Annotated in this window: 22 protein-coding genes; 15 read left to right on the forward strand and 7 right to left on the reverse strand. The window is 31.9% G+C overall.

Going from position 1 to position 25309, the window contains the following annotated elements:
• Positions 1-255: 255 nt before the first annotated feature.
• Positions 256-870, forward strand: a complete 615-nt coding sequence (locus NH26_RS17660) for a DUF3244 domain-containing protein (RefSeq protein WP_044220126.1) — start codon at positions 256-258, stop codon at positions 868-870.
• 353 nt (positions 871-1223) lie between these two features.
• Here the strand turns inward: NH26_RS17660 and typA are convergent, their stop codons facing one another.
• Positions 1224-2993, reverse strand: coding sequence for a translational GTPase TypA (typA, locus tag NH26_RS17665; protein ID WP_044220129.1), 1770 nt, complete (start codon positions 2991-2993; stop codon positions 1224-1226).
• A gap of 307 nt (positions 2994-3300) precedes the next feature.
• Between typA and NH26_RS17670 the strand changes: the two genes are divergently transcribed.
• Together NH26_RS17670 and NH26_RS17675 are read left to right on the forward strand one after the other, a co-directional pair.
• Positions 3301-3546 carry a hypothetical protein gene (locus NH26_RS17670; protein ID WP_044220131.1) on the forward strand — a complete coding sequence of 82 codons (246 nt, stop codon included), beginning with the start codon at positions 3301-3303 and terminating at the stop codon, positions 3544-3546.
• Positions 3547-3626: 80 nt separating this feature from the next.
• Positions 3627-3872, forward strand: a complete 246-nt coding sequence (locus NH26_RS17675) for a hypothetical protein (protein ID WP_044220134.1) — start codon at positions 3627-3629, stop codon at positions 3870-3872.
• Positions 3873-3914: 42 nt separating this feature from the next.
• Here the strand turns inward: NH26_RS17675 and NH26_RS17680 are convergent, their stop codons facing one another.
• From NH26_RS17680 to purD, 3 genes are all read right to left on the reverse strand, one after another.
• Positions 3915-7169, reverse strand: a complete 3255-nt coding sequence (locus tag NH26_RS17680) for a WG repeat-containing protein (protein ID WP_044220135.1) — start codon at positions 7167-7169, stop codon at positions 3915-3917.
• Between the two features lie 251 nt (positions 7170-7420).
• Positions 7421-8539: a 5-(carboxyamino)imidazole ribonucleotide synthase gene (locus NH26_RS17685; RefSeq protein ID WP_044220342.1), complete on the reverse strand. Its 1119-nt coding sequence runs from the start codon at positions 8537-8539 to the stop codon at positions 7421-7423.
• Between the two features lie 64 nt (positions 8540-8603).
• Positions 8604-9875, reverse strand: a complete 1272-nt coding sequence (gene purD, locus NH26_RS17690) for a phosphoribosylamine--glycine ligase (protein WP_044220139.1) — start codon at positions 9873-9875, stop codon at positions 8604-8606.
• A 148-nt stretch (positions 9876-10023) separates the two neighbouring features.
• Here purD and NH26_RS17695 point away from each other — a divergent pair, with 148 nt between their 5' ends.
• From NH26_RS17695 to NH26_RS17720, 6 genes are all read left to right on the forward strand, one after another.
• Positions 10024-10914 carry a DUF5675 family protein gene (locus NH26_RS17695; RefSeq protein ID WP_052431859.1) on the forward strand — a complete coding sequence of 297 codons (891 nt, stop codon included), beginning with the start codon at positions 10024-10026 and terminating at the stop codon, positions 10912-10914.
• Positions 10915-11246: 332 nt separating this feature from the next.
• On the forward strand, positions 11247-11507 hold the full coding sequence (locus tag NH26_RS17700) for a hypothetical protein (RefSeq protein WP_044220141.1): 261 nt from the start codon (positions 11247-11249) through the stop codon (positions 11505-11507).
• 294 nt (positions 11508-11801) lie between these two features.
• Complete coding sequence (locus NH26_RS17705; protein ID WP_044220144.1) at positions 11802-12155, forward strand: hypothetical protein; 354 nt, start codon at positions 11802-11804, stop codon at positions 12153-12155.
• A 371-nt stretch (positions 12156-12526) separates the two neighbouring features.
• Positions 12527-12856: a hypothetical protein gene (locus NH26_RS17710; RefSeq protein ID WP_044220147.1), complete on the forward strand. Its 330-nt coding sequence runs from the start codon at positions 12527-12529 to the stop codon at positions 12854-12856.
• A gap of 283 nt (positions 12857-13139) precedes the next feature.
• Positions 13140-14081, forward strand: a complete 942-nt coding sequence (locus NH26_RS17715; RefSeq protein WP_044220149.1) for an autotransporter outer membrane beta-barrel domain-containing protein — start codon at positions 13140-13142, stop codon at positions 14079-14081.
• Positions 14082-14222: 141 nt separating this feature from the next.
• On the forward strand, positions 14223-14879 hold the full coding sequence (locus NH26_RS17720; RefSeq protein WP_044220153.1) for a phosphatidylserine decarboxylase family protein: 657 nt from the start codon (positions 14223-14225) through the stop codon (positions 14877-14879).
• Positions 14880-14937: 58 nt separating this feature from the next.
• Here NH26_RS17720 and NH26_RS17725 read toward each other — a convergent pair whose 3' ends face one another.
• The 3 genes from NH26_RS17725 to NH26_RS17735 all read right to left on the reverse strand — a co-directional run bounded on the left by NH26_RS17725 (position 14938) and on the right by NH26_RS17735 (position 16446).
• Positions 14938-15708, reverse strand: coding sequence for an MBL fold metallo-hydrolase (locus tag NH26_RS17725; protein ID WP_044220156.1), 771 nt, complete (start codon positions 15706-15708; stop codon positions 14938-14940).
• A gap of 4 nt (positions 15709-15712) precedes the next feature.
• Entirely contained in the window at positions 15713-16003 is a 291-nt protein-coding gene (locus tag NH26_RS17730) for a hypothetical protein (protein WP_044220159.1), read from the reverse strand.
• 68 nt (positions 16004-16071) lie between these two features.
• Positions 16072-16446, reverse strand: a complete 375-nt coding sequence (locus NH26_RS17735; RefSeq protein WP_044220162.1) for a response regulator — start codon at positions 16444-16446, stop codon at positions 16072-16074.
• A 217-nt stretch (positions 16447-16663) separates the two neighbouring features.
• Here NH26_RS17735 and NH26_RS17740 point away from each other — a divergent pair, with 217 nt between their 5' ends.
• From NH26_RS17740 to ftsA, 6 genes are all read left to right on the forward strand, one after another.
• Positions 16664-17176, forward strand: a complete 513-nt coding sequence (locus tag NH26_RS17740) for a DUF6702 family protein (RefSeq protein ID WP_044220165.1) — start codon at positions 16664-16666, stop codon at positions 17174-17176.
• Positions 17177-17261: 85 nt separating this feature from the next.
• Positions 17262-20201: a T9SS type B sorting domain-containing protein gene (locus NH26_RS17745; RefSeq protein WP_044220167.1), complete on the forward strand. Its 2940-nt coding sequence runs from the start codon at positions 17262-17264 to the stop codon at positions 20199-20201.
• A gap of 295 nt (positions 20202-20496) precedes the next feature.
• Positions 20497-21615, forward strand: coding sequence for an undecaprenyldiphospho-muramoylpentapeptide beta-N-acetylglucosaminyltransferase (murG, locus tag NH26_RS17750; protein ID WP_044220169.1), 1119 nt, complete (start codon positions 20497-20499; stop codon positions 21613-21615).
• A gap of 1 nt (position 21616) precedes the next feature.
• Positions 21617-22990, forward strand: a complete 1374-nt coding sequence (gene murC / locus NH26_RS17755) for a UDP-N-acetylmuramate--L-alanine ligase (protein WP_044220171.1) — start codon at positions 21617-21619, stop codon at positions 22988-22990.
• Between the two features lie 3 nt (positions 22991-22993).
• Entirely contained in the window at positions 22994-23770 is a 777-nt protein-coding gene (locus NH26_RS17760) for a cell division protein FtsQ/DivIB (protein ID WP_044220174.1), read from the forward strand.
• A gap of 134 nt (positions 23771-23904) precedes the next feature.
• Positions 23905-25257 (forward strand): cell division protein FtsA, encoded by a 1353-nt coding sequence (gene ftsA, locus NH26_RS17765; RefSeq protein ID WP_044220177.1) that lies wholly within the window; start codon positions 23905-23907, stop codon positions 25255-25257.
• Positions 25258-25309: the final 52 nt, after the last annotated feature.

Genomic DNA, 25309 nt, shown 5'->3' on the forward strand with positions numbered 1-25309 from the left:
AAAAAGGGAACTAATTAGAAAACTATTAATCAGAAGGTTACGTAGTTTTAAATATTGTTGTACTAAAATACATATTCTTACCCACGTAAATAAGTTTTTAAATTGTATTATGGTTTTTATTTTTGTGCAACAAACAACTTGTTTTATGTTGACTAAAGGTATCTATCTATTAGTTGATTATGATTTATAATGCATTTGATTAATGCATTCAATTACAATAATAAATTCTTACCCAACTTTTCCACTTGAAGTATCATGGAAACAACTAAATTTTTAAAATACTTTCTACTACTGTTACCATTACTATTCATAGGTAACATCTCATTGGCAAAAAAAGGCTTGTCATATCAATTTAAGGCTTCTAAAGATGGTAAATCCGTTGAGATTAGCATCAATAATATGGAAGGAGCTGAAGTGCAACTTATGATCAAAGATGCGAATGAAAACATTGTTGTAAAACGTGACATTAACAATGAGAGTAAGTATAAGGCCACTCTTGATTTTTCAACGCTATCTGTAGGTAAATATACCTTCATAATGAATTTTGAAGGGAATCATCTTATTAGAAACTTTTTTATCACACCTGATAAAAATGCTATTTTGATGAGTTATACACTTACTTCGCATCAATCCAATTTATCATTATCAGTTGAATTTGATAAATTATTGTTAACAATTGGAAATGAAGTCAACGGACCTGTGAAATTAGCGTTATACAATAATAAGAATGTAACGATCTTTGATCAGAAGTTTATAGCAGGAGCGAAAAACTTGAAAAAAATAGATTTATCAAGTTTTCCAGAGGGGACTTACAGAGCAGTATTAACTGTAGAAGGAAATAAATATTCTGATTCGTTTACAATTCTTTAGAATAGATAAAGAAATATAAAATATAAAAGTAATAATTCATTTCATTTCATACTAAGTTGGAAAGGTAGTTTAGGATTCTAAGCTACCTTTTTTTGTACTTTAAATTTTGGTGATATTTTCTTTGGAATGATATAATAAATAGAACCAAAAAGAGTAAAATATGTCATTTTCTACAAAAAGAATATTAGTTAAAATATCATCAAGAGAAATATATAAAGTAGGAGTAGATATTTGTTTAGTGGCTACCGTTTTATTGTGTGCTTCTATAATGATAGATGATGAACTCTAGAATTTAAGATAAAAAAAACCTCATTAGATAAACTAATGAGGTTTTGTATTTTATAAACTGATCATTATCTCAGTTTGATTTTTCTCATACGGATGTTTTCAGGAGTTACCTCTACTAACTCATCCTCTCTGATGTATTCCATACATTCTTCAAGTGAGAATAAACGCTTAGGTGCAATTTTACTGTTATCATCAGATCCAGATGCACGCATGTTCGTTAATTTCTTACCCTTGATAATGTTTACTCTTAAGTCCATTGGTCTGTTGAATTCACCAATAACTTGACCTTCATATATTTCTTCAGTTGGATCAACGAAGAATACACCACGATCTTGTAACTTGTCTAAAGAGTAAGCAGTAGGAGTACCAGTTTGATCAGAGATGATCGCACCATTTGATTTAGTAGTCATTTCACCTTTGAAAGGAGCATATTCCTTAAAACGGTGTGTCATGATAGCCTCACCTGCAGTTGCAGTAAGGATATTGTTTCTTAAACCAATAATACCTCTTGATGGGATTTGGAATTCAAGGTGTTGCATATCACCTTTTGGTTCCATAATTAATAACTCACCTTTTCTCTGAGTTGCTAATTCAATAGCCTTACCAGATACTGCTTCAGGAACATCAATTACTAATGTTTCAATAGGTTCGTTTTTAACACCATCGATCTCTTTGAATAATACTTGAGGCTGACCTACTTGTAATTCATAACCTTCACGACGCATTGTTTCAATCAATACAGCCAAGTGAAGAATACCACGACCGTAAACAATAAATCTATCTTCAGAGTCTGTTGCTTCTACTCTTAGAGCAAGGTTCTTTTCAGTTTCTTTATATAAACGATCACGAAGGTGACGAGATGTTACAAATTTACCCTCTTTACCAAAGAAAGGAGAGTTGTTAATCATGAACAACATACTCATTGTTGGCTCTTCGATAGCCATACGAGGTAGTGGATCAGGATTTTCAAACAATGTTACAGTATCACCAATTTCAAAATCATCAATACCAACAATGGCACAAAGATCACCGGCTTTAACTTCTGATACCTTTTCTCTACCTAAACCTCTGAAAGTTTGAAGTTCTTTAATATGAACTTTTTTAGTAGTGCCATCAGCTTTAGCTAAACCTACAAAAGATCTTTCTTTAAGTGTACCTCTAGTTAAACGACCGATCGCGATACGTCCAACAAAGCTTGAGAAATCTAATGAAGTAATTTGTAGTTGAGGATCTCCTTCTGGTGATGGAGCTTCAGGAACTAAATCAACGATTCCGTCCAATAGAGGAACAATAGAATCTGTAGGATTTTCCCAGCTAGTACCCATCCATCCTTGCTTAGATGAACCATAGAATGTAGGGAATTCTAATTGTTCTTCAGTAGCATCAAGGTTAAAGAACAAGTCAAATACTTGATCATGAACTTCGTCTGGTCTACAGTTTGGCTTATCTACCTTGTTGATAACAACAATTGGTTTAAGACCTAAAGAAAGTGCTTTACTAAGTACAAATCTTGTTTGAGGCATTGGGCCTTCAAAAGCGTCTACTAAAAGCAATACACTATCCGCCATTTTCAATACACGTTCAACCTCGCCACCGAAGTCGGCGTGACCGGGAGTATCAATAATATTGACTTTAACTCCTTTATATTCAATAGCAACGTTTTTTGAAAGGATAGTTATACCTCTCTCACGTTCAAGATCGTTGTTGTCAAGAATTAACTCTCCAGTTTCTTGATTTTCGCGGAACAATTGTGCCGCGTGCAACATTTTATCTACCAATGTTGTTTTGCCATGATCGACGTGAGCGATTATAGCAATATTTCTGATACTACTCATGTTTTTTATTAAGTGAACGGACAAAGATAGTATAATGATTTTAGTTTAATAACTTTCATCATGTTATATTAATATCTATTGTATATAAACTCTAATTAATTGTTATTCATACAATTAAAATTTACAAACAATTAACAGAGAAAACTTGCGAAATCGGTTGCGGAAAAAGATATTTGTATTGTTACGAATTATTAAATCAATTGACGATCAAAGAAATAACCATAACCCCGGATTCAATAAAATAAAAAAGAATAACCCCGGATTAGATTAAATAAGTTAATAACCTTCTATAAATAACTAAAATAAGATGTCGAACGAAGTAAAATTTTCGAAATTCCTTATAGGAATGTGTCTCAACACAGGGCAATCATTACAATCAATTGCAAAAAATCTTGGTATCAATGTTAATTCCAATGAATTAAATGATTTAGCATCTCAATTAGAAGCTAGAGGATTTATTTCTAAGGTAAAAAGGACGAGAAATGAAACAAGTGGAGTCCTAACTGCTAAAGGTTCAAAGCAAGCGATGAAATTAATGAACTCGGCTGTTTAGTAGTATTCAATATTATATTTTAACTGCCGAACGAATTATTAAGCCAAATAACTAATACAAGAACTATAACATTCACTATCATGTCCAAAGAAAAAAAAATATCTAAAATTTTAGTAGGATTATGCCTACAGTCAGGTCAAACATTCCAAGATGTAGCCAAAAACCTTGGAATTTGCGTTACAACGGATGAGATTAACGGACTAGTCAATAAAATGCATCACAGTGGTTTAATCAAAGATATTAAAACCAACGGATACAAAACACAAGCATCGTTAACTAATAAAGGTATTGAGCAGGCACAATCATTAATGGAGTGGGCTGTTTAAGTAAAAGTTAAACATTATCATTTATGTAAGAGCAAGTATGATTTATTTATACTTGCTCTTATTTTTTAGAAGTGAGTTGTTTCCTTTTTGATCGATTATAATAATTTGATTATTAGGTGTTACTCTACTACCTAAAACATTTTCTTTTGTTAGCGTTTCACCATCAAAGTTGACAATTTCTTCTGTTGTTGTTGTTTCTACTATAAACTCATCATCTTCTTCTAGGTAGGTCACATTATTAAATAAGATACTATTTAAAGGTTGTCCATCAATACCAATCATTCTCCATTTTCCTGATTTGATTTTTTCAAAACCCATATCTTGAGCAACATCGCCAGTAGAAGAAACTACTCTTCTTTTATTTCCAAATTTTGATAGATAGAGCTCCATATCAAATTTGGTGAATTTCTTCTTTGTTGTAGTTTTATTTATTTTTCTAGTTAACTCCCAAACATCACCAGTTTTGACAAAAGCAATTCCTGATGCATTGAATAAGGTAACTTCATCAAACTTTCTTGCAGATAAAGCTAAGCCATTGTAGAAAATATGCTGTTGATAGCCAATCCCTTTTACAATTCCTTTACCATGTTTACTTTTTAGAAGTTGTTCTTCATCGTTAATGCTTCCCACTTGTTTTCCATTGAGATCAATTAAATAATGATGATCGACTTCTGCAATAGTACCTTTAAAGTCTTCTGCTTGATTGTATTTTATGGGAATGATTACTTCTCCATTTGGATTTACGTAACCCCATTTATTTTTCATATTTACTGCTGCTCTACCATTAGAAAAGCTCTTTGCTTTATTGTATTTAGCAGAAATAATCCATTTACCTTTTTTGTTGATAAAACCATACTTTCGATCTTTTGCAGTTTTACCATCTTTCTGGGCAAATGCTAAACCTTCTCTAAATGGACCAATTTTTTTGAACTCAAATTTGGTTAATGATTTCCCTGAGGCATCAATAACTCCCATTAATTTTGATTTTCCTTTTTTTGAAACAATAGCATAATCACTATCAATATGATAGTATTTATATTCATGACTTTTATCGAGTAGTACTTTTGAAGGAGTATCAAATTTTCCTGACTCCCATTTTCCTTCTGAGGTAATCTTAAATTGAGCACTAGAATCAGTTAAGTACTTGATAGCATAAGTTCCATATAAAGGGGCAGATTTTGTGTGTTCAAATGCAGAAAGAGTATCACCATTAGCTGCTATAATACCCCATTTATTATCTTTTTGTGCAATAAAATGAGAGTTATCCAATTCAAATAACTGTTGATAAATGAAAGGAGATTGACGTTTTCCTTCAAAATCAATTAAGCCTTTTTTACTATTGACACCAGCGATACAAACCCCTGAACTGTCATGGTGAATTTGGATGAATTTTTCTGCTAGAAAATCAAACTCTTCCGTTAGTAATTCATGACCATTATAATCGACAGCATTGTAAGTGTTATCCTTAGTTTTAACTACAATAGCTCCATCATGCAAGGACCAAATGTTTACAAAACCTTCTGCTGATAGGTATTTTGCTTCTAATACTACTTCTCCTAAGTAATTTACATATCCGACTTTATTGCCTTTTTTAAGTATACCAATTCCTTCTTTCTTTTCCCATGCTTTCTCAAAACCAATAATTTCATTATAGATAGGAGGGATGATGATGTTTCCTTTTTCATCGATATACCCTTCTAATTGATAACCAATTAATGTCTTCCTATCAATTGGATCGTATTTTGGTTTTCTTTGGATTCTTGAAATAGAGGAAGTAAATGGGTGCATTTCATCAACAGGTATTTTAGGTTGAAAAGCCCACTTATTTGATTTCAAATAGCGGCCCCATTTCCCATTTAACTTGGTATTTGCTCCTTTATCATCGAGGTATATTTTATCATATTTACAAGGTAAAATAGATTGTCCTTTTTCATTGATTATTCCCCATTTCCCTAAACTACCATTTCCTTTTTTAACGGTATACCAACCGTTGTGGAGTTTGGAAAACCCATTATAGGTGATTGGAACAATAATTTCACCATCAGTATTTATTAATCCAAATGCATGATTTTTCTGAACAACAGCTTGTTGATTATTAAAATCAGAGATTACGTTATAAATAGGAGGGATTACCACTTTGGCATTGCTGTCTATCACTCCATATTTTCCATTGTGAGTTTTAAACCAAGCACGTTGATCATAAAAGTTTCCTATGTTGTGTATTTTATAATCATTACCGTTGTTATTGATTTGTCGTTTTACCGTTCCTTCTTTATTAATTAAGGCATCCCAAAGTGTGTCAATTGTAATTCTAGCCCATTCAGAATAGTTATAGTCATCTAATACGATGTCTTTAAAACTATCTTTAAAAAGCGGTCGTCCTTTTTTCTGATCGATAAGATAATAGGCATATTCTCCTTCAGCTTCTTCTCTTCGGGCTATGGTTAACCCAGATTTAGGGTCTTCATGAACATAGAAAAAAGCAGCATTATTTAATATCACTTTCCCAGTAGGAGCAACTAAATATTTATCGCCCATTATATCTACCCATTGAGGATATTGAACTCTAGCATTTTTTACTTTTTGTGCTTCAGATTTTAAGTACAAACTTTCTTGATACAGCGTAAGATCGCGAGGTTTGCTAAATGATTTTTTATCTAAAATAGTTCCTTCTTTATCTAAAACGAAAACCTCTTTAAGAGGTCCACCCGATATACTTCCCACAAGATGATTTTGATCTAAAAAATCTAAATTGTTGTATTTAGGTGCAATTTGTTCTTTCCCTTTTGAATTTAAGAAGCCAAAATGAAGTCCACTTTTAGTAATAAAAACATGTTGCTGTTTTTCAATATGTTCGTATTGTATAGGTGTGATTAACTGTCCACGTTTAGATAAGATACCTTCTTTATTGTTATTATGAATCTTTAAATAGGGATCAAAAGGAGAGATATACTGATAAGGTGTTGTATTTAATTTTTGTTGTTGATGGTTGATTAAATAGGCCCCATCATCTTCCCATACAATAAATATATTGTCATCAATGTATTCTATTCTTTGATATTGAATTGGAAGTATGGTGTTTCCTTTTGGATCAATTAATCCTAATTTATTATTTTTTCCTATTCTAAAATAAGAAGCATTTTTAATTGGCGTAGCACATTGATATTCAGCTTCTACTAAAATAGTATTGTTTTGATCTATGATTCCCCACTTACCCTCTTGTGAGAAAGGTAAATACTTTTGTCCAAAACAAAAGATGGGTGAAATAAGAAGAAAAAATAATAGTTTATAAGACATGACTTAGGATTTAATTTCACTATGAAAATGTTGAAAATCATGCCAAAAAAAGGGAATTAAGATAATTAATACCTTGATTCCCTTTTATTGTTTATTTATCAAAAATAAGTACTAAGCCAAAAATAATTCATGATTGACTTTTTGTGGTTACAGTGCTAAAAAACATATAAATAGAGGTTTTATTTAAAGGCACTGTTCAGAAAAAACAACATGAATTAATGTGATGTAATTTTGACTTAAAACGTTAAAATTTAAGCAATCACTTTAAAGTGTTTTTTTACAGCATCTACTTTATCAAAAAGCTCATCTTTAGACGGGGCAATAATCGTAATATGTCCCATTTTTCTTTCAGGCTTTGTCATGAACTTCTCATAAAGGTGGATATATACTCCAGGAAGCTTTAAAACTTCATCTAAACCTTCATAAATAGCTTCCCCTGTGTAACCTTTTTCTCCTAAAACATTCACCATAGCAGAGGCAGAACGTCTAGAAGTATTACCTAGGGGTAGATTTAAAATAGATCTAATGTGTTGATCAAACTGAGAAGTGATATTACCTTCAATAGTTTGATGTCCACTATTATGTGTTCTTGGAGCTATTTCATTGACGATAACCTGTCCTTCTTTGTCGACAAAGAATTCAATGGCTAACAACCCTACAAATTCCATTTTTGCCACTAAAGACGTGGCAATTTCCTTCGCTTTTTCTTCTACTTCAGTAGTAATAGTAGCAGGAGATAGTAAGTAGTCAACAAGGTTACTTTCATGATAAACAACTTCCACAGCAGGAAAAATGCTTATTTCTCCATTAGCATTTCTAGCAGCGATAATGGCAATTTCTTTATCGATATCAACCATTTTCTCTAAAAGAGAAGGAGCTTCAAACCCTTTTGAAAAATCATCAGTAGATTTCATTACTTGAACTCCTCTACCATCGTATCCACCTTTTCCTACTTTCATTACAGCAGGAAGCATGTCAGTATGATTATTTAATTGATCAATGCTATCAATTAATACAAAAGGAGAAGTAGGAATGTTGTTATCAATATAAAATTGTTTTTGCACCCTTTTATCCTGAATCATTTGAATATGTTCTGGTTTAGGGTAAACTGTAACACCTTTATTTTGTAGATCAATAAGTGCTTCAGTATTCACATTTTCAATTTCGATGGTAAGAACATCTACATCTTTAGCGAAATCAATTACTGTATCGTAGTCATTTAAAGAGCCCACAATAAATTCATGAGCAGTAGCTTTACATGGTGCATTTGGATCTGGATCCAAAGTTTTCACTTGAATATTTAGGTTCATAGCCGATTGGATCATCATTCGTCCCAATTGACCGCCACCTAAAACGCCCACCTTTTTCATAGAGTTTGTGTAAATTAATTGAGCCACCTAGTTAGACTAAGTGGCTCTATTATAAATCAAATGATTAAAGATCGAATCCTATATCCGATCGGAAGTATTTTTTATCGAACTTAACGGTTTCTGCAGCTTTAAACGATTTAGCAAGAGCAGATTTCATATCAGGACCTTTTCCTGTTAAGGCAATCACTCTACCACCGTTTGTTACCACTTCACCTAGTTCACTAAAAGTAGTACCTGCATGGAACGCAGTAACATCTTTTAATTTATCTAATTCAGTAATTTCTTTTCCATTCTGATACGCCTCAGGGTATCCACCTGAAACACACATTACGGTAGTTGCATATCCTTCTTCAAATTCTATTGATGCTTGATCAAGTTTTCTTTGACCTGCTAAATCAAGAATTTCTAAAAGATCTGATTTTACTCTAGGAATCACAACTTCTGTTTCAGGATCACCCATTCTTGCATTGTATTCAATAACATAAGGTTTGCCATCCACTTTAATTAGGCCAAAGAAAATGAATCCGACATAATCGATACCATCTTTTGCTAAACCATCAATAGTAGGTTTAACAATAGTCTTATCAATTTCTTCCATGAAAGCCTTGTCAGCAAAAGGAACAGGAGAAATCGCTCCCATACCACCAGTATTTAAACCAGTATCACCTTCGCCAATTCTTTTATAATCTTTAGCTTCAGGTAAAGTGATGTAGTTTTTACCGTCTGTGATTACAAAAACTGATAATTCAATGCCGTCAAGGAACTGTTCTACAAGAACAGATTTACTTGCTTCACCGAATTGACCACTAAGCATTTCTTTTAAACTCTTTTTAGCTTCTTCTAAAGAGTCAATAATAAGAACTCCTTTCCCAGCTGCCAAACCATCTGCTTTAAGAACGTAAGGAGGTTTTTGCATTTCTAGGAATACATAACCGCTCTCGATAGTCTCTAAAGTAAATGTTTTAGAAGCACCAGCAGGAATATTATGGCGAACCATAAATTTCTTAGAGTAATCTTTACTGCCTTCTAGTAAAGCACCAGCTTTTTTAGGGCCAATAACTTTTACATGTGAAAGGCTTTTGTCGTTCGCAAAATAATCTGCGACACCTTCAACTAAAGGAGCTTCAGGTCCAACAATTAGCATTTCAATACCTTCATTGAGGATGAATTGTGCTAATTTAGGGAAATCTGTTACGGAGATATTAATGTTCTGAGCAATATCAGCTGTACCAGCATTACCTGGAGCTGCATATAATTTTGTCAGTTTATTACTTTGGGCTATTTTCCACGCTAAAGTGTGCTCTCTGCCCCCAGAGCCAAGAATGAGTACTTTCATCTCTTGAGTAATGTTGAAGTATTGTCGGAATAATTTCTGCAAATATGCAAAAAAAATCCGGATTGAATGTAGGTAAGGGGTGTCAATTATTGACTTATCACCTAAGAATCTTTAAGTTGTGATTATACCGAAAACAAATCTGATAGAAATGAAAGCAATTTTAACAAGAAATAATTATCATCCTTTGCAAACAACTGGATCATTTCAACTCTTGGATGATGACCAAAATGAGATATTTTGTTGTGATACTTTAGAGCTTCCTTGGAAGGAAAATAAAAATAGAATTTCATGTATTCCAACGGGAAATTATAAGGCAACATTTAGAACTGTGGGAGCCTATGCCAACAGAGCATTTCATATACAAGAACAAGACGGTAAAGAGGTGAACGGGAGATCACATATTCTAATTCATTCAGGGAATTTTTTTACAGATACTAAAGGGTGTGTACTCTTAGGCCGTGGTTATGCAGACTTAGAGTTAAAAACGAAAAGTAAAAATATTAGCAAAGATGGCATTTTAGATCTGCTTAATTCTGGAAAAACAATTTCAGAGTTAATAGGGTTGGTATGCGATTTTGACTTGGAAATTATAACGAGCCAAAAAGAGTCTACTTCTGAAGAAGAGGAGGAAATATATATAAAGGAAGGAGACTTGGTAATTGTAGATGTTTCTTCATCACTAAACCTTAGAACTTCTACATCTGCTAAAAGTAGAATTATTGAAAGGTTAAAAAAAGGAACAAAATTAAAGGTAATTGCAATAAAAGAGGAATGGTCTAAGGTAGAAACACAAGGTATTGAAGGTTGGGTGGCGAAGAAATATATCTCTTTGGAAGGTGAATATCCTGCTGTTAAAATTAAAAGCGGTTATTTAAATATTAGGGAAGAAGGGCAGGCAAGTGCGGTTAAGGTACTTGACCAAGGATTGAATAATTTAGAAAAAGTAGAGATTTTAGAAGAGAAAAACGATTGGCTTAGAGTACGTTGTAGAGTATTGAGTGGTTTTGTACATAACGAGTACCTAAGAAAAGGAATTTAGTATTTGAAGCTGTAATTGTTGTATTTTTCCACGAAATGTAAATAAGTATTAACGAAGATTTGTTTAAGTGTAAAAAAAATACTTATTTGATTTCACAGCATTAATAACAATGCAAAAACAAAGAAAAAACGTACTCATTGAAGTACTTTAAAAATATTCGATTAGTTGGAAGTTTGTTTGTTAGTTTAGTTTTAGTGAAAAGAACTTGTGAAATTCATAGGTTCTTTTTTTTGTGATACATTTTATGTAAATATTTGATAATCAGATAAAAATTTATAAATTGTAATACCTTGACTAGAAAATTAACACTTACCCTTATTAAATAACCAACTATGCTTTCAATAATCACTACACCTTTATCTTTGAATGAAGATACAAGAACGAAGTATTTTAAATCTTTTAGAACTGAATCACTTTCTGATGACCAATCAGATCTTTCAGCGTCCAAACTAAGAGTATTACTTTATGAGCTTTTTATTCAGTTAAGAGCTAGAAATAATAAAGTAACCCTATATCAATGTATTCAACTTTTATCTCGAAAAGTCTCTATTTCTCCTGAAATGATTCGTATTCGGATAAATACGAAAGATTAAATTGCATTATTCTAATTAATTGTTTTCATATTTCCATTTTGTTACGTAAGGAAAATATCTACATGGAACTTTTTCACTGTAACAATTTTAGTTCAATCATGTTTATTTAATTAGCTTTTTTTCAGTTTTTGGTTGGAGTATATAAAGTTTATTATATAACTATTCTAATATATATATCTTGTTTCGGCTTTATTACTTGTACATAAAAAATATTAAGTACTAATTGTAAACAGATTCAAAATTGAAAAAAATAAAGAATCAACACATTTTATCATATTTAAATCATTTGCTGCCATGATTACATACCATAAAATTACTTTAGAAGGAGAATTGAAATATTCTGATATTACATCACCGATTTTCATGGTGGTGACTAATAAGAATAATCAATTGCAATACGGATTAGATCCCAATGGTGAAATTCTTTCTCCAGAGGAATATGATGCTATTCTTTCTATGGGTATGAATCAGTTTGCCGAAACTAGAATTTATGAAACTTTTCTACAATTTAGAGAAGAAGGCAGAGTGGCAATGATTCAAGATTATTTAGATGTACTAGAAGGCGAGTTAAAAGCAGATGTTGTCTATGACAAATTAATCGGACTAGAAATATTTGAAGAAGACCATATGCTAAGAAATGCCTCATAAAAATATTTACCTTTAATAACCCCAAAAACACCCTACTCATAATAAAAATTAGTTGAAAGTTTGTTTGTTAGTTTAGTTGTAAAAGAGCCCGTAATATTACGGGCTCTTTTATTATTTATATAAATTGAAATTATCTGATTTTATTAATTTATTGTATTAAAACACTTAATTGTCTTTTTTTTATTGAAAAGACAATGTTTTATTGCATTAAATGAAGAAGCTTTAAATGTAATTATATTAATATTTTGTTGTGCTATTTCAATTTGAAGTTAAATTTTTTAAGTAATTGCTTGTGTAAACCTATGTTAATTTATTCTTTTGTAAATGTAATATTTACAAGTATTTAATAACCTAGCACTTCACAACCTACAATGATAATTAAATTCAACTTCGAATTAAGTAAGGGCAACAACTTTACAAATGGTGTATTAACTATAAATAATACATCTGGATCTAACCCAATTTATGATATAACATCAACAACTAATAACACATCTGTGATATTAGAAGATGTGATAAAGCTTTACATTGAGTCTCGTGTTTTTGAAATTTTCAGTAACGCCAGACAAAATGAGCAAATTCTGTCTAGCGACGAATATCAAGAAATTTTAAAAAGTGAAGTTCCTAAACATTTATTAGAAAGTGTTTTAGGAGACATGAAATATTGTATACAACAAGATGCTTATTTACAGGCATCATAAAAATATTATTTAGTTGAAAGTTTGTTTGTTAGTTTAGTTTAAGAAGGAAAGAGTGTTCGAGTTTCGACCACTCTTTTTTATTTCAATAAAAGGGAGTTTTTTTAAAGATTTATTTTTATAATGAAATCTTTTAAATTTTCTCTCTGTATATTTGAAAGTTTGAAAGAATTGCACAGTAGTTGCATAATAATAATCGGACTAATCTATAGTATTTCACCCTTTTTGGTTTTAGATGTTCAGTAACTTAAAATATTTTAGGATTATCTTACTTTTAACTTTCTTGATGAGTGCTCAACAAGGGTGGGCGCAATATGCAAAATGGAAAGTGGGCTTTAGTATGCAATCTGAACAGACTTTTTATAATTCTACAATAAGTCAATTCAACCCTTCAACTTTGGTACCTAGTAATGAAGTTAAATTGCCAAATGCTGGATGGGGTTGGGGATTTGGGCTAAGCACAGATTTCCAGGTAATTGATGGTTTAATGGTAGGGGGTAGCTTTGGATTGTCTCGTTTTAGTAATGGCCAAAACTCTTATTTAAGTTCATATACAGATTCAGAAATTAAATCCTTTGCAATTTATGGCGATTTTTATCCTTTAAAGTATATTGGGAATTACTTTTTACCTTATGTAAAAGAAAGTTTATTTGTACGCTTTTCACCAATCTTACATAAAGGAACTACATCATATAATTATTATAACATTGATAATTCAAGTGGTGTAACTACAGATACTGTTGGAATGCAAAGTAATGGTGACTTTACTACTTTTGGGGTAAAACTTGGTGTAGGATACACAAAATATGTCTCCGATAAGTTAAGTTTAACAGGTATGATGAATATGGATTATTCTTTTGGATCTAATTCATATAGTGATGTATCTACGGTTAATAATTTAGCTTCCGAAAGTGCTAAGTCTAATATGTTTATGAGTCGCTTTAACGTTGAAGTAAAGTTAGCTTATGACATAAAACAAAAACTACCTCTTTGTCCTATAAAAACTTGTGGTATCCAACAAGAACACCGTCATGCAGTATTGGGTGGTGCATCAGTTAGGGGTAATAAATATAAGCATAGACAAAATCAAAAGTACGGTGATAAACATAGAGGTCAAGTACAGAGTACTAAAAGAAAGAAAACAAAAACAGAGAGAGAACAGAAGAGAATTCAGCGAAAAGAAAAGAGGAATAGAAAGAGAATAAGGATCTATGGAGCCGGACATTAAATATTTTTTAGAATATTTAAACGCAATATAAACAGCAAAATAAGTATTTTTGACAAAAAAACAGGTTCTGAAAATTCAATCATTATTAAATTATTAAGATGATGACTATATTTCGGAAAATTTGGTTTATCGTATTAAAACATGACTATACATAAAGAAGGACATTCATTATTGATCACATTGATGGTCGTTTTTTTTGTTCTAAATTCAGCATTATTTTATTTTATCCCTGAGGCTAAATTAATTCAGGGAATATCGATTACAGTAAGTGTAATTTTCTTTTTATTGATACTTCAGTTTTTTAGAAATCCTAAAAGAAGTATTCCTCAAGGAGAAAATTTAGTAATAGCACCAGCCGATGGGAAAGTAGTTGTTATTGAGCAGACAAATGAAGGTGAATTCTTTAAAGATGAAAGAATTCAAATTTCTATTTTCATGTCTCCATTAAATGTACATTTGAGTAGGAATCCGATATCAGGAATTATAAAATATTTCAAATATCACCCAGGAAAGTTTTTAGTAGCTTGGCACCCTAAGTCTAGTACAGACAATGAAAGAACAACACTTGTTACTGAGAATAAAAATGGAGTACAAGTTTTATACAGACAAATTGCAGGTGCTTTAGCAAGACGTATTAGATGGTACGTTAATGAAGGAGATACTGTAGGGCAAGGCGAAGAATATGGTTTTATTAAATTTGGTTCTAGAATTGATGTTTACTTGCCTTTAGATGCAAAAATAAACGTTGAATTGGATCAAAAAACAAGAGGAGGCGAGACAATCATCGCAACTCTTTAGTAAAATAAAAATTATTATAGCAAAAGGTTTCATTGGTTTCGATGAAACCTTTTTGTGTTTATATATCTAAAATAAGTCCATCTTCTGATAAGAATACATTTTCTGGTAAATCCTTTTGTACATCAGCATGTAATCCCATTTTATGTCCAATATGAGTGATGTATGCTTTTTTAGGATTTAGTTTTTTGATTACCTCTTTTGCTTCATCCAAAGTGAAATGAGAAATATGAGGTTCTTTTTGTAAAGCATTAATGACCAATACATCTAAATTTTTGAGAAACTCCATTTGGTCGTCCTCTATTTTATTAGCATCAGTTATATATGCAAAGTTCTTGATTTTAAACCCTAAAACTGGCAGCTTATAATGATATACCTCAATAGGTAAAATCTCTGTATTTCCAACGTTAAAAGTAACTCCCTTTTGTATACTATTTAGATGAACTGAAGGAACACCAGGATATTTATGTTCCGCAAACATATAGCTAAATTCTTGCTTTAATTGTTCGAAAACAGTGTCCGTAGCATATAATTCAATAGGTTTTTGTCCATTTAGGAAATAAAAACCTCTGATGTCATCCATTCCAGCTGTGTGGTCTTTATGTTGATGTGTAAACAATAAACCATCTAATTGTGTAATTCTCTCCCTAAGTACTTGTTGTCTAAAGTCAGCTCCAGAGTCTATGATAATACTTTCGTTATTATCTGTCTGAATATGAATACTACTTCTTAATCGTTTATTTCTGTAATCTAGAGAACTGCAAACTTCACATTTACAGCCAATTATTGGTATGCCTTGGGATGTGCCTGTTCCTAAAAATGTTACTTTCATTAAATTAGATAGAAAATTCGTTATCTACTACTTGTTGGTATAAATCTACATTTTTTTCACTAAGAAGGGATGTGTCAATATTGATTTCTTTTAATATATCCATCATGGATTGAATTTTCCCTTCTTGACTATAATACTTATTTATAATCGCAATTTTAGCATTTTTAATGACACAATATCCAGACTTAAAACTCCCTTTTTCATATCGTAAATGATAATCGGTTTCTGTAAATAAGTCCTCTAATTTGTTTTGTAAATGCTTAGTAGGCTTTAATGTGCTTTTTGATTTAGACATAAAAAAACTGAATAAGTTACCTTGCAATGTAATTTATTCAGTTTTATAATTATATCAAATAATTAAAATTAATTATTAGTGACTTTATTTACCACGTTGACTAAATTGTCAAAGTTTAATGGTTTAGGAAGGTATTCATTAATACCAACCTCTTTAAAATCGTCCATTGAATAATTTTTGGCATTACCTGTTATAGCAACAATAGGAATATTCTTTTTGTTACTATCATCCAAATTTCTAATTTTTTGAGCACATTCCATCCCATCCATTACTGGCATGTTAATGTCAAGAAGTATAGCATCGTAATCGCTTTTGGCTAATTTATCTAAAACTTGTTGACCGTTTTTTACAGATATGATTTCGTAATTTTGAAATTGTAAAACTTTTCTAGTAATGTTTTGGATAACAGAACTATCTTCTGCGACTAATATTTTTTTTCCCATTTGTGTAAAATAGTTTCAGATTGATTACAGAATAATTTGATATTTGTGGATCTGTAGATTTTTGTAGTGGTTTTTGTAATATAATTCTACAAACATTAACTGAAAAATAAAAATATTATTAGGTATAAATCTGTCATTTTTTAAGAATAAAAATACTTTTACGGAATAAGCCAAATAATAGTTGTTTTTGTAATAGACTAAAAATACACATTTGTCAATGAAAAATATATTTGTTTTAATATCCCTAATTGGATGCTCAATTGGATTATTTTCATTTTTCCATCCAATTCATTTATCAGTCTCTGAAGTAAATTTTAATCAAGAAACGAAATCAATTGAGATTTCAAGTAAGGTATTTATTGATGACCTTGAAGAGGGAGTTCAATTAATTGGTGGACCTGAACTACATTTATTTACCGAAAAAGAAGTAACAAATAGTGAAGAATGGATAAATAAATATTTTGAAGAAAACTTCAAGATCAAAATTAATGATAAAGAAAAGGCATTCTTATGGGTGGGAAAAGAAACCGATCAGAATAGAGATATACAAGCAGTTTGGGTCTATTTAGAAATTACAGGAGTAAAGAAAGTTAAAGAATTAACTATTGAAAATAGTTTATTATACGATGTTCATGCCGATCAAAGAAATATGCTCCATTTAAAATGTAATGGTACAAAAAAAAGTTGGTTGTTTGATTTGAAGAAATCTATTGAAACAATTCATTGGTAAAAGTTGACAAATCATTAAAATGCTTTGTATATTAAATAAATAAACTTAAACGTTTAGCTCAATTATACTCTCAAATGAAACATACATGAGATCGCAAACATATAAACTATACCGGACTCTTTTATTAATTACTCTTATCCTTATTGTAGGTGTAACAGATGTTCTAGCAACTCACATACGTGCAGGTGACCTTACCATGAGAAGAAAGCCGAATGGTGGAGAAAGAGAATATATTGTAACAGTTGTGTTATATCGAGATATATCAGGTGTTCCTCCTGGAGAAGGTCTTATTGATTTTGGTGATGGAACCGAACCTGTTTATGTTAAACATATCAATGATAATGAATTTACAGAAGATGGACAGACTCAGATATTGATTTATCAAGCTGAACATAATTTCCCTTCAGTGGGTAATTATAAAGTAAGTTATTTCGAACGAAACAGAAACCCTGATGTTCGAAATATGGATATATCATCTGAAACACCCTTTTATATTCAATCTGAATTTTTCATTAACCCAGTATTAGGTCTAAATAGTTCTCCAGTTCTATTGATACCGCCTGTTATCAAAGGTGCTATAGGTCAAAAATTTGTGCATAATGCAGGAGCTTTTGATGTAGATGGAGATAGCTTATCTTATAGGCTGACGGTTTGTTTACAAGGTAGAGATACTCCAGTGCAAAATTATAGATACCCAGATGACCCGAATGAAGAGTGGTCTAAGGTGACAGAAAAATGTGAGACACCAGCAGATTTTAGAATTGATGAGATTACTGGTGATTTAATTTGGGATGCTCCTTTTGTGGCAGGTCAGTATAATGTAGCCTTTTTTGTGGAAGAATGGAGAAATGGTATTCTCATTGGTTCTGTAAATAGGGATATGCAAGTTATTATTGATGATGTACTTAATTTACGCCCTATTATAGAAGCACCTAATGATACTTGTGTTGTTGCAGGAGATCCTTTGTTGAAAGATGTTTTTGCTTATGACCAATCCAATGCACCGTGTTATAATACTGATTCTACATTAGATTGGGGGCCACATAGTATTAAGTTAGAAATAGCACAGAAAGCGAATGGTTTAAATTTTTCTCCATATAACGAAATGCAATTCAATGTAACTTATGGAGGAATTAATAATTCAGAAGGTAACGGAAAATTTTCTTGGACACCACAATGCAGTGATGTAAGACAAGAACCTTATAAAATTACATTCAAAGCTTTAGATGAACCTAATCAAAAAAATCAAGTTTTAGGTACCTTAGAAAATTGGCATGTCACTGTGTTAGGACCTGCTCCAACTGGTTTGGTAGCAACTCCTCCTAATTCAACAGAAATAGCCAATAGAGATATCAAAGTGAATTTAAATTGGGATGCTTATAATTGTGATGGTGCTGATAAAATAAAAATTTATAGAAGAAAAGGATCTATAGATTTTAATCCAACTTGTGAAACAGGATTGCCTTCTTGGACAGGTTACGAATTTGTAGATGAAGTTGATGCCACGGCAACAAGTTTTACAGATAGAACTGTGGAACAAGGAGCAAACTATTGTTATCGTATTTATGCTTCTTTTGGAAGACCACAAGGGGGGGAAAGTATAGCTTCTCAAGAAGATTGTGCTTTTGTACCTGATGGAGCCTATATGGTTCAAGTGGATGTGGAAGAAACAAGCAACGACAATGGTAAAATAAATTTACGTTGGACGGTTCCTGAAGATGTTACCACTGGTAAGGTTCCTTTTTATAACTTATATAGAGGCGAAGGTGATCAACGTTTGGATGATAGTGAATATGTCAAAATCAATAGTAGTGTAATAGCTGCACAAGACACAACATATCAAGATATCTTATTAAATTCTGAAGAAACACAATTCCATTATTTGGTAGAATTGTTAGAAGGAACTACTGCAAGTGATGCAGCTCCTATTGATACTACTTTGCTAGCTTCTAGTGTTCGATTAACGAGTAACCCTTCTTTAGATTATATAGATCTTACTTGGGATGCTAATGTAGGTTGGAACCTAACTCCTGATTCTGTTCTAGAAGGAGCTAGCCAAAAAGCAGTATACCATAAGGTTTATCGAAAAATTGAAGTCGACGAAACAGCCTTCAGTTTATATGATAGTGTGTTTGTTCATACGCAAGGAACAAGATATAGAGATACAGGTAAAGGAACTCCTCTAAGTGATGATAAGTTATATTCTTATTATATCGAAACAATTGGATCTTTTGAACACCCTTCTTTAGCAGAGCCACTAATCAATAGATCACAAGAGTTGACTACTGAGTTACTTGACACAATACCTCCATGTCCTCCAATCCTAACATTGAGAAATTTAGAAAGTGGAAGTACAATGGACAGTTGTATTATAGCTCCTATAAAAGATGGTGAAATAGAATGTGAAAAAGATCGTTTCGCCGTTGAATTAACATGGCAAAATCAGTTAGGACCAGGGTGTGATGATGACATTGTAATGTACAATATATATTACAGTAGAAGAATAGCTTTAAGTAAGAATGAATTCGGAGCACCTATTGTAACTTTAGATCATCCAGATGGAACTCCTTTAACATCAAAAATCAAGTATACTTTTGAAGATAGAGAGTTTGTTGAGGGGTCTTATGCTGTGGCAGCAGTAGATGATTCTGGTAATGAAAGTATTTTAAGTAACGTCATTATTCAAGATAATTGTATCTATTACGAGATGCCGAATGCTTTTACTCCAAATGGTGATAATATCAATGATACTTTAATACCGATGAGGTGTCCTAGGTTTATACAAGGGGTAGAGTTTACCGTCATCAACAGATACGGAGATAATATCTATGATTATAGATCAATTGATAATAATGACGATATAAACATCCATTGGGATGGTAAAGATAATAATGGTAATGATGTAGAGCCAGGTAATTATTATTATAAAGGTACTTTGAAAACGTACAGATTAAGAGCAGATGATGAAAAGGTTGAAATAAAAGGAGCCTTCTTAATCATCAGAGGGAATTCTTCTCAGAAATAAAATCGGCCTTTCGTAAAAAACAAAGTAGCTCTATGAAAGTCGCTTTAAAAGGTGTACTTTTGCATGCTTAAATTGATGCTTCAAAAAACAGTTGTAATCTCGTTTTTGAAGCATCAATTTAAGCATGCTTTTTTATATTGAAATCCTTATTTTTTGATTCAAGATTGTTTTTGCCACTCCTACCCATTAAAAGAGTTGACATATACTTAAGTAATAAAGAATTAAATGCTTAAGATGAAGTATAAAATCATCATTTTTTTTAATTTTGATATTCTTTGAATAATAAATTAATAACATGAAACTAAAGGTAATTATTAGTGGAGGTGGTACAGGCGGACATATTTATCCAGCTATTGCCATAGCTAATGCTTTAAAAGCTTCTGATAAAAATATTGATATTCTTTTTGTCGGTGCAGAAGGAAGGATGGAAATGGATAAAGTTCCAGAAGCTGGATATGAAATTGTTGGTTTACCTATAAGTGGTATTCAAAGAAGATTAACCCTAGAAAATTTAAAGTTTCCCATTAAGTTAATTAAAAGCTTATGGAAAGCGGGTGATATTATATCAGAGTTTAAACCTAATGTTGTCATCGGTGTAGGAGGATATGCAAGTGGGCCTATTATGTGGCGTGCTCAGAATAGAAGAATACCAACAGTTATTCAAGAACAAAATGGATATGCAGGATTAACTAATAAAATTCTTGGTGGAAAAGCTGAGAAAATATGTGTTGCTTATCCAAATATGGAATATTATTTCCCTAAAAATAGTATTGAATTTACAGGGAATCCTGTTCGACAAGATATAATTGATCTTTCAAGTAAAAAAGACGAAGGCTATCAACAATGGGGTTTTAATCCTGATAAGCCCGTTTTATTTGTTTTTGGAGGTTCTTTAGGTGCTTTGACATTGAATGAATCAATGGCTAATGGCATAGATAAATTATTAGAATCTGGAATTCAAATAATATGGCAAACAGGTAAATATTATTTTGATAAATACCATAGTCAATTTGGAGGACGAGAAAAAGAAGGATTACATGTGGTTGCTTTTATCAAAGAAATGGAAAAAGTATACGCTATTTCTAACGTTGTTGTTGGGCGTTCTGGAGCGCTATCCATATCAGAATTATGTTTAGCGGGATTACCGACAATACTAGTTCCTTCTCCTAATGTGGCAGAAGATCATCAAACTAAAAATGCAATGGCTTTAGTAAATGAAAAGGCAGCTGTATTAGTAAAAGATGTTGACGCACGAACAATTTTGATAGATGAAATACTTTCACTTATCAACAATAAAGAAAAACAAACTTCACTTAGTGAATCGATATTAAATTTAGGGAAACCAAATGCCGCTAATGATATTGCTCAGAAGGTAATTGAAGTAGCAGAAAAGCACTACAAAAAAAATAATTAGAATGTTACCACCGTATATATATTTTTTAGGAATTGGAGGGATAGGCATGAGTGCCTTGGCAAGATGGTTTCATGCCAATAAGGTAAATGTTAAAGGCTACGATAAAACAGCAACCGACTTAACAAGAAAACTGGTAGAAGAAAGTATTGAGGTACATTATGATGATAGTGTAGAAAATTTACCTAAAGATTTTTTTACACAGAAAAAAGAAGATGTATTGGTGGTGTACACACCTGCAATACCATCATCTCATAGAGCGAAAACATATTTAGAAGAACAAGGATATTCTTTAAAGAAAAGAGCTGAAGTTTTAGGTATAATAACGCAGTCTAGTTTTACTGTTGGTATTGCCGGAACACATGGTAAAACCACAACCTCTTCTATGCTCGCTCATTTATTGAGGTTTTCAGGTAAAAACTGTTCTGCTTTCTTGGGAGGTATTTCTACAAATTATAATACCAATATGCTTTTAGGTGATAGCTTAAAAGAGGATCATATTGTGGTGGTAGAAGCAGATGAATTTGACCGATCTTTTTTACATTTATCGCCTAATATTATTGGTGTAACAAGTTGTGAAGCAGATCATTTAGATATATATGGAGATGAAGATGCAGTTTTTGATTCTTTTCAAGAGTTTATTAATAAATTACCTTCAGATGGTACGCTTTTCTTAGAAAATAAGATAGAAAGGTTACAGAACACAAATTCTTCTTCTACTTATACCTACGGTATTAACGGTGGTGTTATTAAAGTAGAGCATTTAGAAATTAAGAAAGGGAAGTTTTATTTTGATGCAGCTTTTCAGAATGGAAAGAAAATTCATAATATAGGTTTACCATTACCAGGGTTTCATAATGTAGAAAATGCATTATTAGCCATGTCTATAGCCTTAGAACTTGGATTGACAGAGACTGAAGTCAAAGAAGGTATAAGTAGCTATAAAGGAGTAAAAAGAAGGTTTGAAAAATGGGTGGAGAACGAGAGTAAGGTGTATGTAGACGATTATGCACATCATCCTACAGAAATCACTACTTTTATCAAGTCGTTGAAAGCTTTATACCCAAAAGAAAAAGTGACGGTCATTTTTCAACCTCACTTATATTCAAGGACTTCAGATTTTGCAGATGGTTTTGGAGAAAGCTTATCTTTAGCTGATGAAGTTTGGTTGTTACCACTATATCCAGCAAGGGAAGAGTTTGTAGAAGGTGTTAATTCTGAAATGTTACTAGGTAAAATAGTACATGATCAAAAAAAGATTGTAGAAGATGATCAATTAATCGATGAAATTCGCCAATTTAAGGGTAGAGTTATTGCGACAGTAGGAGCAGGTAATATTGATCGTTACACAAAACAAATTGCAGACATTCTTTCATAATAAATGAATAGCTCAAAAAATATACAAGAAATTTTTAACCAGAAAGGCGTAATCGGCCTTTTGATAATCATTCTTTTAATTATTGTTTCTATTATTTTTGCTTATACGCATCAATCAGAACAACAAGAAGGAGAATTATTGATTAATGTGTCAAACTTTAATGCACCTCGTTTTGTCGAGGATACCGAAGTGAAAGATGCAATAGCTAAAATGAATCTTGATCAAGCAGGAGTTAAAGAAGCTTCGATCACTGAGATTGAAAATAAGCTAAAAGAAATTCAATTTGTTAGAGATGCTCAAGTATCAAAAGATATCAAAAACAATTTGGTTATTGATATTGAGCAAGACCGTCCAATTGCAAGAGTAATTACACCTTCAGGAAATTCTACTTATATTAATCAGGAAGGCAAAATGATAGGTTTATCAAAAAAATATTCTGCAAGAGTAGTTTTAATTACTGGTAAAGGAGCGGATAAATTATTGAATCAAAAATTTTTAAAAGAATCTGTGTACGGAAAGAATTTACTAGAATTTGTCAACACATTAAGTAATGATAGATTTTGGAATGCTCAACTTACACAGTTAGATATACAAACAAATATGGATATCATTGCATATCCTCAAGTAGGTAAAGAAAGAATAGAATTTGGACTTCCTACTGGCTATTCTAAAAAGTTAGGTAAACTAAAATTATATTATAATTCAATTGTTGCTAACAAAGGATGGAATGTATATAAAAACATTAAATTACAATATGAAGGACAAATTGTTTGTGATTAACGCATTTACAATTTGAAATATTTGCTTTTTAAGTAACATATTTAGAAATTTTACTTTTTAAAGAGAATTGTACAAAAGTAACTCCTCCAAAATAACAAAAACCCAGATGTTACTTGTCAAAATACACTTTGAATATGGAAGAAAAGATTATAGTAGGGCTTGATATAGGAACCACAAAGGTGTGTGCCGTGGTTGGTAGAATGAATGAGCATAATCAGTTAGAAATCCTAGGTTTGGGGCATGCCGCATCTGAGGGTGTTCGTGACGGTACTGTGAGTAATATAGCGAAAACAACTGAAGCTATTGATCAAGCAATTACTGATGCTGAGAATGATTCTAATATCGAGATCAATGTTGTCAATGTTGGTGTCGCTGGTAAGCACATCAAAAGCTTTAGACAACATGGTAGTATCACATTGCCCCATCAGGAGGATGAAATTTCTGTTACGGATGTTGAGCGTCTTACTAATGACATGTACCGTGTAATCACGGAACCTGGTACAGAAATTATCCATGTTCTTCCATTACATTATACTGTTGATAGCGAAGAGAAAATTAAGGACCCTGTAGGAATGGCAGGTGTGAAATTGGAGGCTGATTTTCATATTGTAACTGCAAACAGTAACTCGATACGAAATATCACAAAGTGTATTGAAAGAAGTAATTTAGAAAGTGATCAGATGATGTTAGAACCATTAGCATCAAGTATGGCAGTACTTTCTGAAGAAGAAAAGGAAGCAGGCGTAGCGATTATTGATATTGGTGGAGGAACCACTGATATTGCTATCTTTTATGATGGTATTATTCGCCATACTGCAGTTATTCCTTTTGGAGGTGATATCATTACATCTGATATTAAACAAGGTTGTGCAGTAATGCAAAACCAAGCTGAATTATTGAAAGTCAAATTTGGACAATCAATGGCAGCAAATACCAAAGATTCTGATGTAGTTGAAATACCAGGTATTAATAATAGAACACCAAAAGAGGTTTCCATCAAAAACTTAGCTTACATAATTGAGGCTAGAATGGAAGAAATTATTGACCTAATTAAAGCTGAATTAAAAGATTCAGGTTATCTAGATAAATTAGCTGGAGGATTAGTTCTTACAGGTGGAGGTGCTAAGTTGAGAAACTTACAACACTTGTTTGAATATAAAATTGGATTGGATACTCGTATTGGTTATCCTACAGTTTTCTTGGGTAAATCGCACGGCTCTGAAAAAGTGAAAGATCCTAAATTTGCAACAGCTTTAGGCTTAGCATTAGCAGGGTTCAAATCAATTGATGAAAGAGATAAAGATCGTCCTAGAAGTATTTATCAACAGCCAATTCACCAAGAGGAGAAAAAGCGTTTTTCTACTGAAAAAGAGAAAGTGGTAGACACGACAGCTCCTCGAGGAAAGAACATTTTTTCTGACTTTTTACAAAAAGCTAAAGATTTGTTGATAGATGACTATGAAGACGATGAAGATTATAAAGATTAAATTGGATTTTTTTAATACTCCTAGGAGGTAGTATTAAAATTATGTAATTTCA

This window comes from Flammeovirga pacifica (assembly GCF_000807855.2).
Lineage (GTDB): Bacteria > Bacteroidota > Bacteroidia > Cytophagales > Flammeovirgaceae > Flammeovirga > Flammeovirga pacifica.

Excerpts from the sequence above, each read along its gene's own strand:
- NH26_RS17745 (WP_044220167.1), top strand. The coding sequence starts at position 17,262 with ATGAGATCGCAAACATATAAACTATACCGGACTCTTTTATTAATTACT.
- NH26_RS17675 (WP_044220134.1), top strand. The coding sequence starts at position 3,627 with ATGTCCAAAGAAAAAAAAATATCTAAAATTTTAGTAGGATTATGCCTA.
- ftsA (WP_044220177.1), top strand. The coding sequence starts at position 23,905 with ATGGAAGAAAAGATTATAGTAGGGCTTGATATAGGAACCACAAAGGTG.
- NH26_RS17725 (WP_044220156.1), bottom strand. The coding sequence starts at position 15,708 with ATGAAAGTAACATTTTTAGGAACAGGCACATCCCAAGGCATACCAATA.
- NH26_RS17710 (WP_044220147.1), top strand. The coding sequence starts at position 12,527 with ATGATAATTAAATTCAACTTCGAATTAAGTAAGGGCAACAACTTTACA.
- NH26_RS17720 (WP_044220153.1), top strand. The coding sequence starts at position 14,223 with ATGACTATACATAAAGAAGGACATTCATTATTGATCACATTGATGGTC.
- purD (WP_044220139.1), bottom strand. The coding sequence starts at position 9,875 with ATGAAAGTACTCATTCTTGGCTCTGGGGGCAGAGAGCACACTTTAGCG.
- NH26_RS17660 (WP_044220126.1), top strand. The coding sequence starts at position 256 with ATGGAAACAACTAAATTTTTAAAATACTTTCTACTACTGTTACCATTA.
- typA (WP_044220129.1), bottom strand. The coding sequence starts at position 2,993 with ATGAGTAGTATCAGAAATATTGCTATAATCGCTCACGTCGATCATGGC.
- NH26_RS17760 (WP_044220174.1), top strand. The coding sequence starts at position 22,994 with ATGAATAGCTCAAAAAATATACAAGAAATTTTTAACCAGAAAGGCGTA.
- NH26_RS17715 (WP_044220149.1), top strand. The coding sequence starts at position 13,140 with ATGAGTGCTCAACAAGGGTGGGCGCAATATGCAAAATGGAAAGTGGGC.
- NH26_RS17695 (WP_052431859.1), top strand. The coding sequence starts at position 10,024 with ATGAAAGCAATTTTAACAAGAAATAATTATCATCCTTTGCAAACAACT.
- NH26_RS17685 (WP_044220342.1), bottom strand. The coding sequence starts at position 8,539 with ATGAAAAAGGTGGGCGTTTTAGGTGGCGGTCAATTGGGACGAATGATG.
- NH26_RS17730 (WP_044220159.1), bottom strand. The coding sequence starts at position 16,003 with ATGTCTAAATCAAAAAGCACATTAAAGCCTACTAAGCATTTACAAAAC.
- murC (WP_044220171.1), top strand. The coding sequence starts at position 21,617 with ATGTTACCACCGTATATATATTTTTTAGGAATTGGAGGGATAGGCATG.
- NH26_RS17700 (WP_044220141.1), top strand. The coding sequence starts at position 11,247 with ATGCTTTCAATAATCACTACACCTTTATCTTTGAATGAAGATACAAGA.
- NH26_RS17680 (WP_044220135.1), bottom strand. The coding sequence starts at position 7,169 with ATGTCTTATAAACTATTATTTTTTCTTCTTATTTCACCCATCTTTTGT.
- NH26_RS17740 (WP_044220165.1), top strand. The coding sequence starts at position 16,664 with ATGAAAAATATATTTGTTTTAATATCCCTAATTGGATGCTCAATTGGA.
- NH26_RS17735 (WP_044220162.1), bottom strand. The coding sequence starts at position 16,446 with ATGGGAAAAAAAATATTAGTCGCAGAAGATAGTTCTGTTATCCAAAAC.
- murG (WP_044220169.1), top strand. The coding sequence starts at position 20,497 with ATGAAACTAAAGGTAATTATTAGTGGAGGTGGTACAGGCGGACATATT.
- NH26_RS17670 (WP_044220131.1), top strand. The coding sequence starts at position 3,301 with ATGTCGAACGAAGTAAAATTTTCGAAATTCCTTATAGGAATGTGTCTC.
- NH26_RS17705 (WP_044220144.1), top strand. The coding sequence starts at position 11,802 with ATGATTACATACCATAAAATTACTTTAGAAGGAGAATTGAAATATTCT.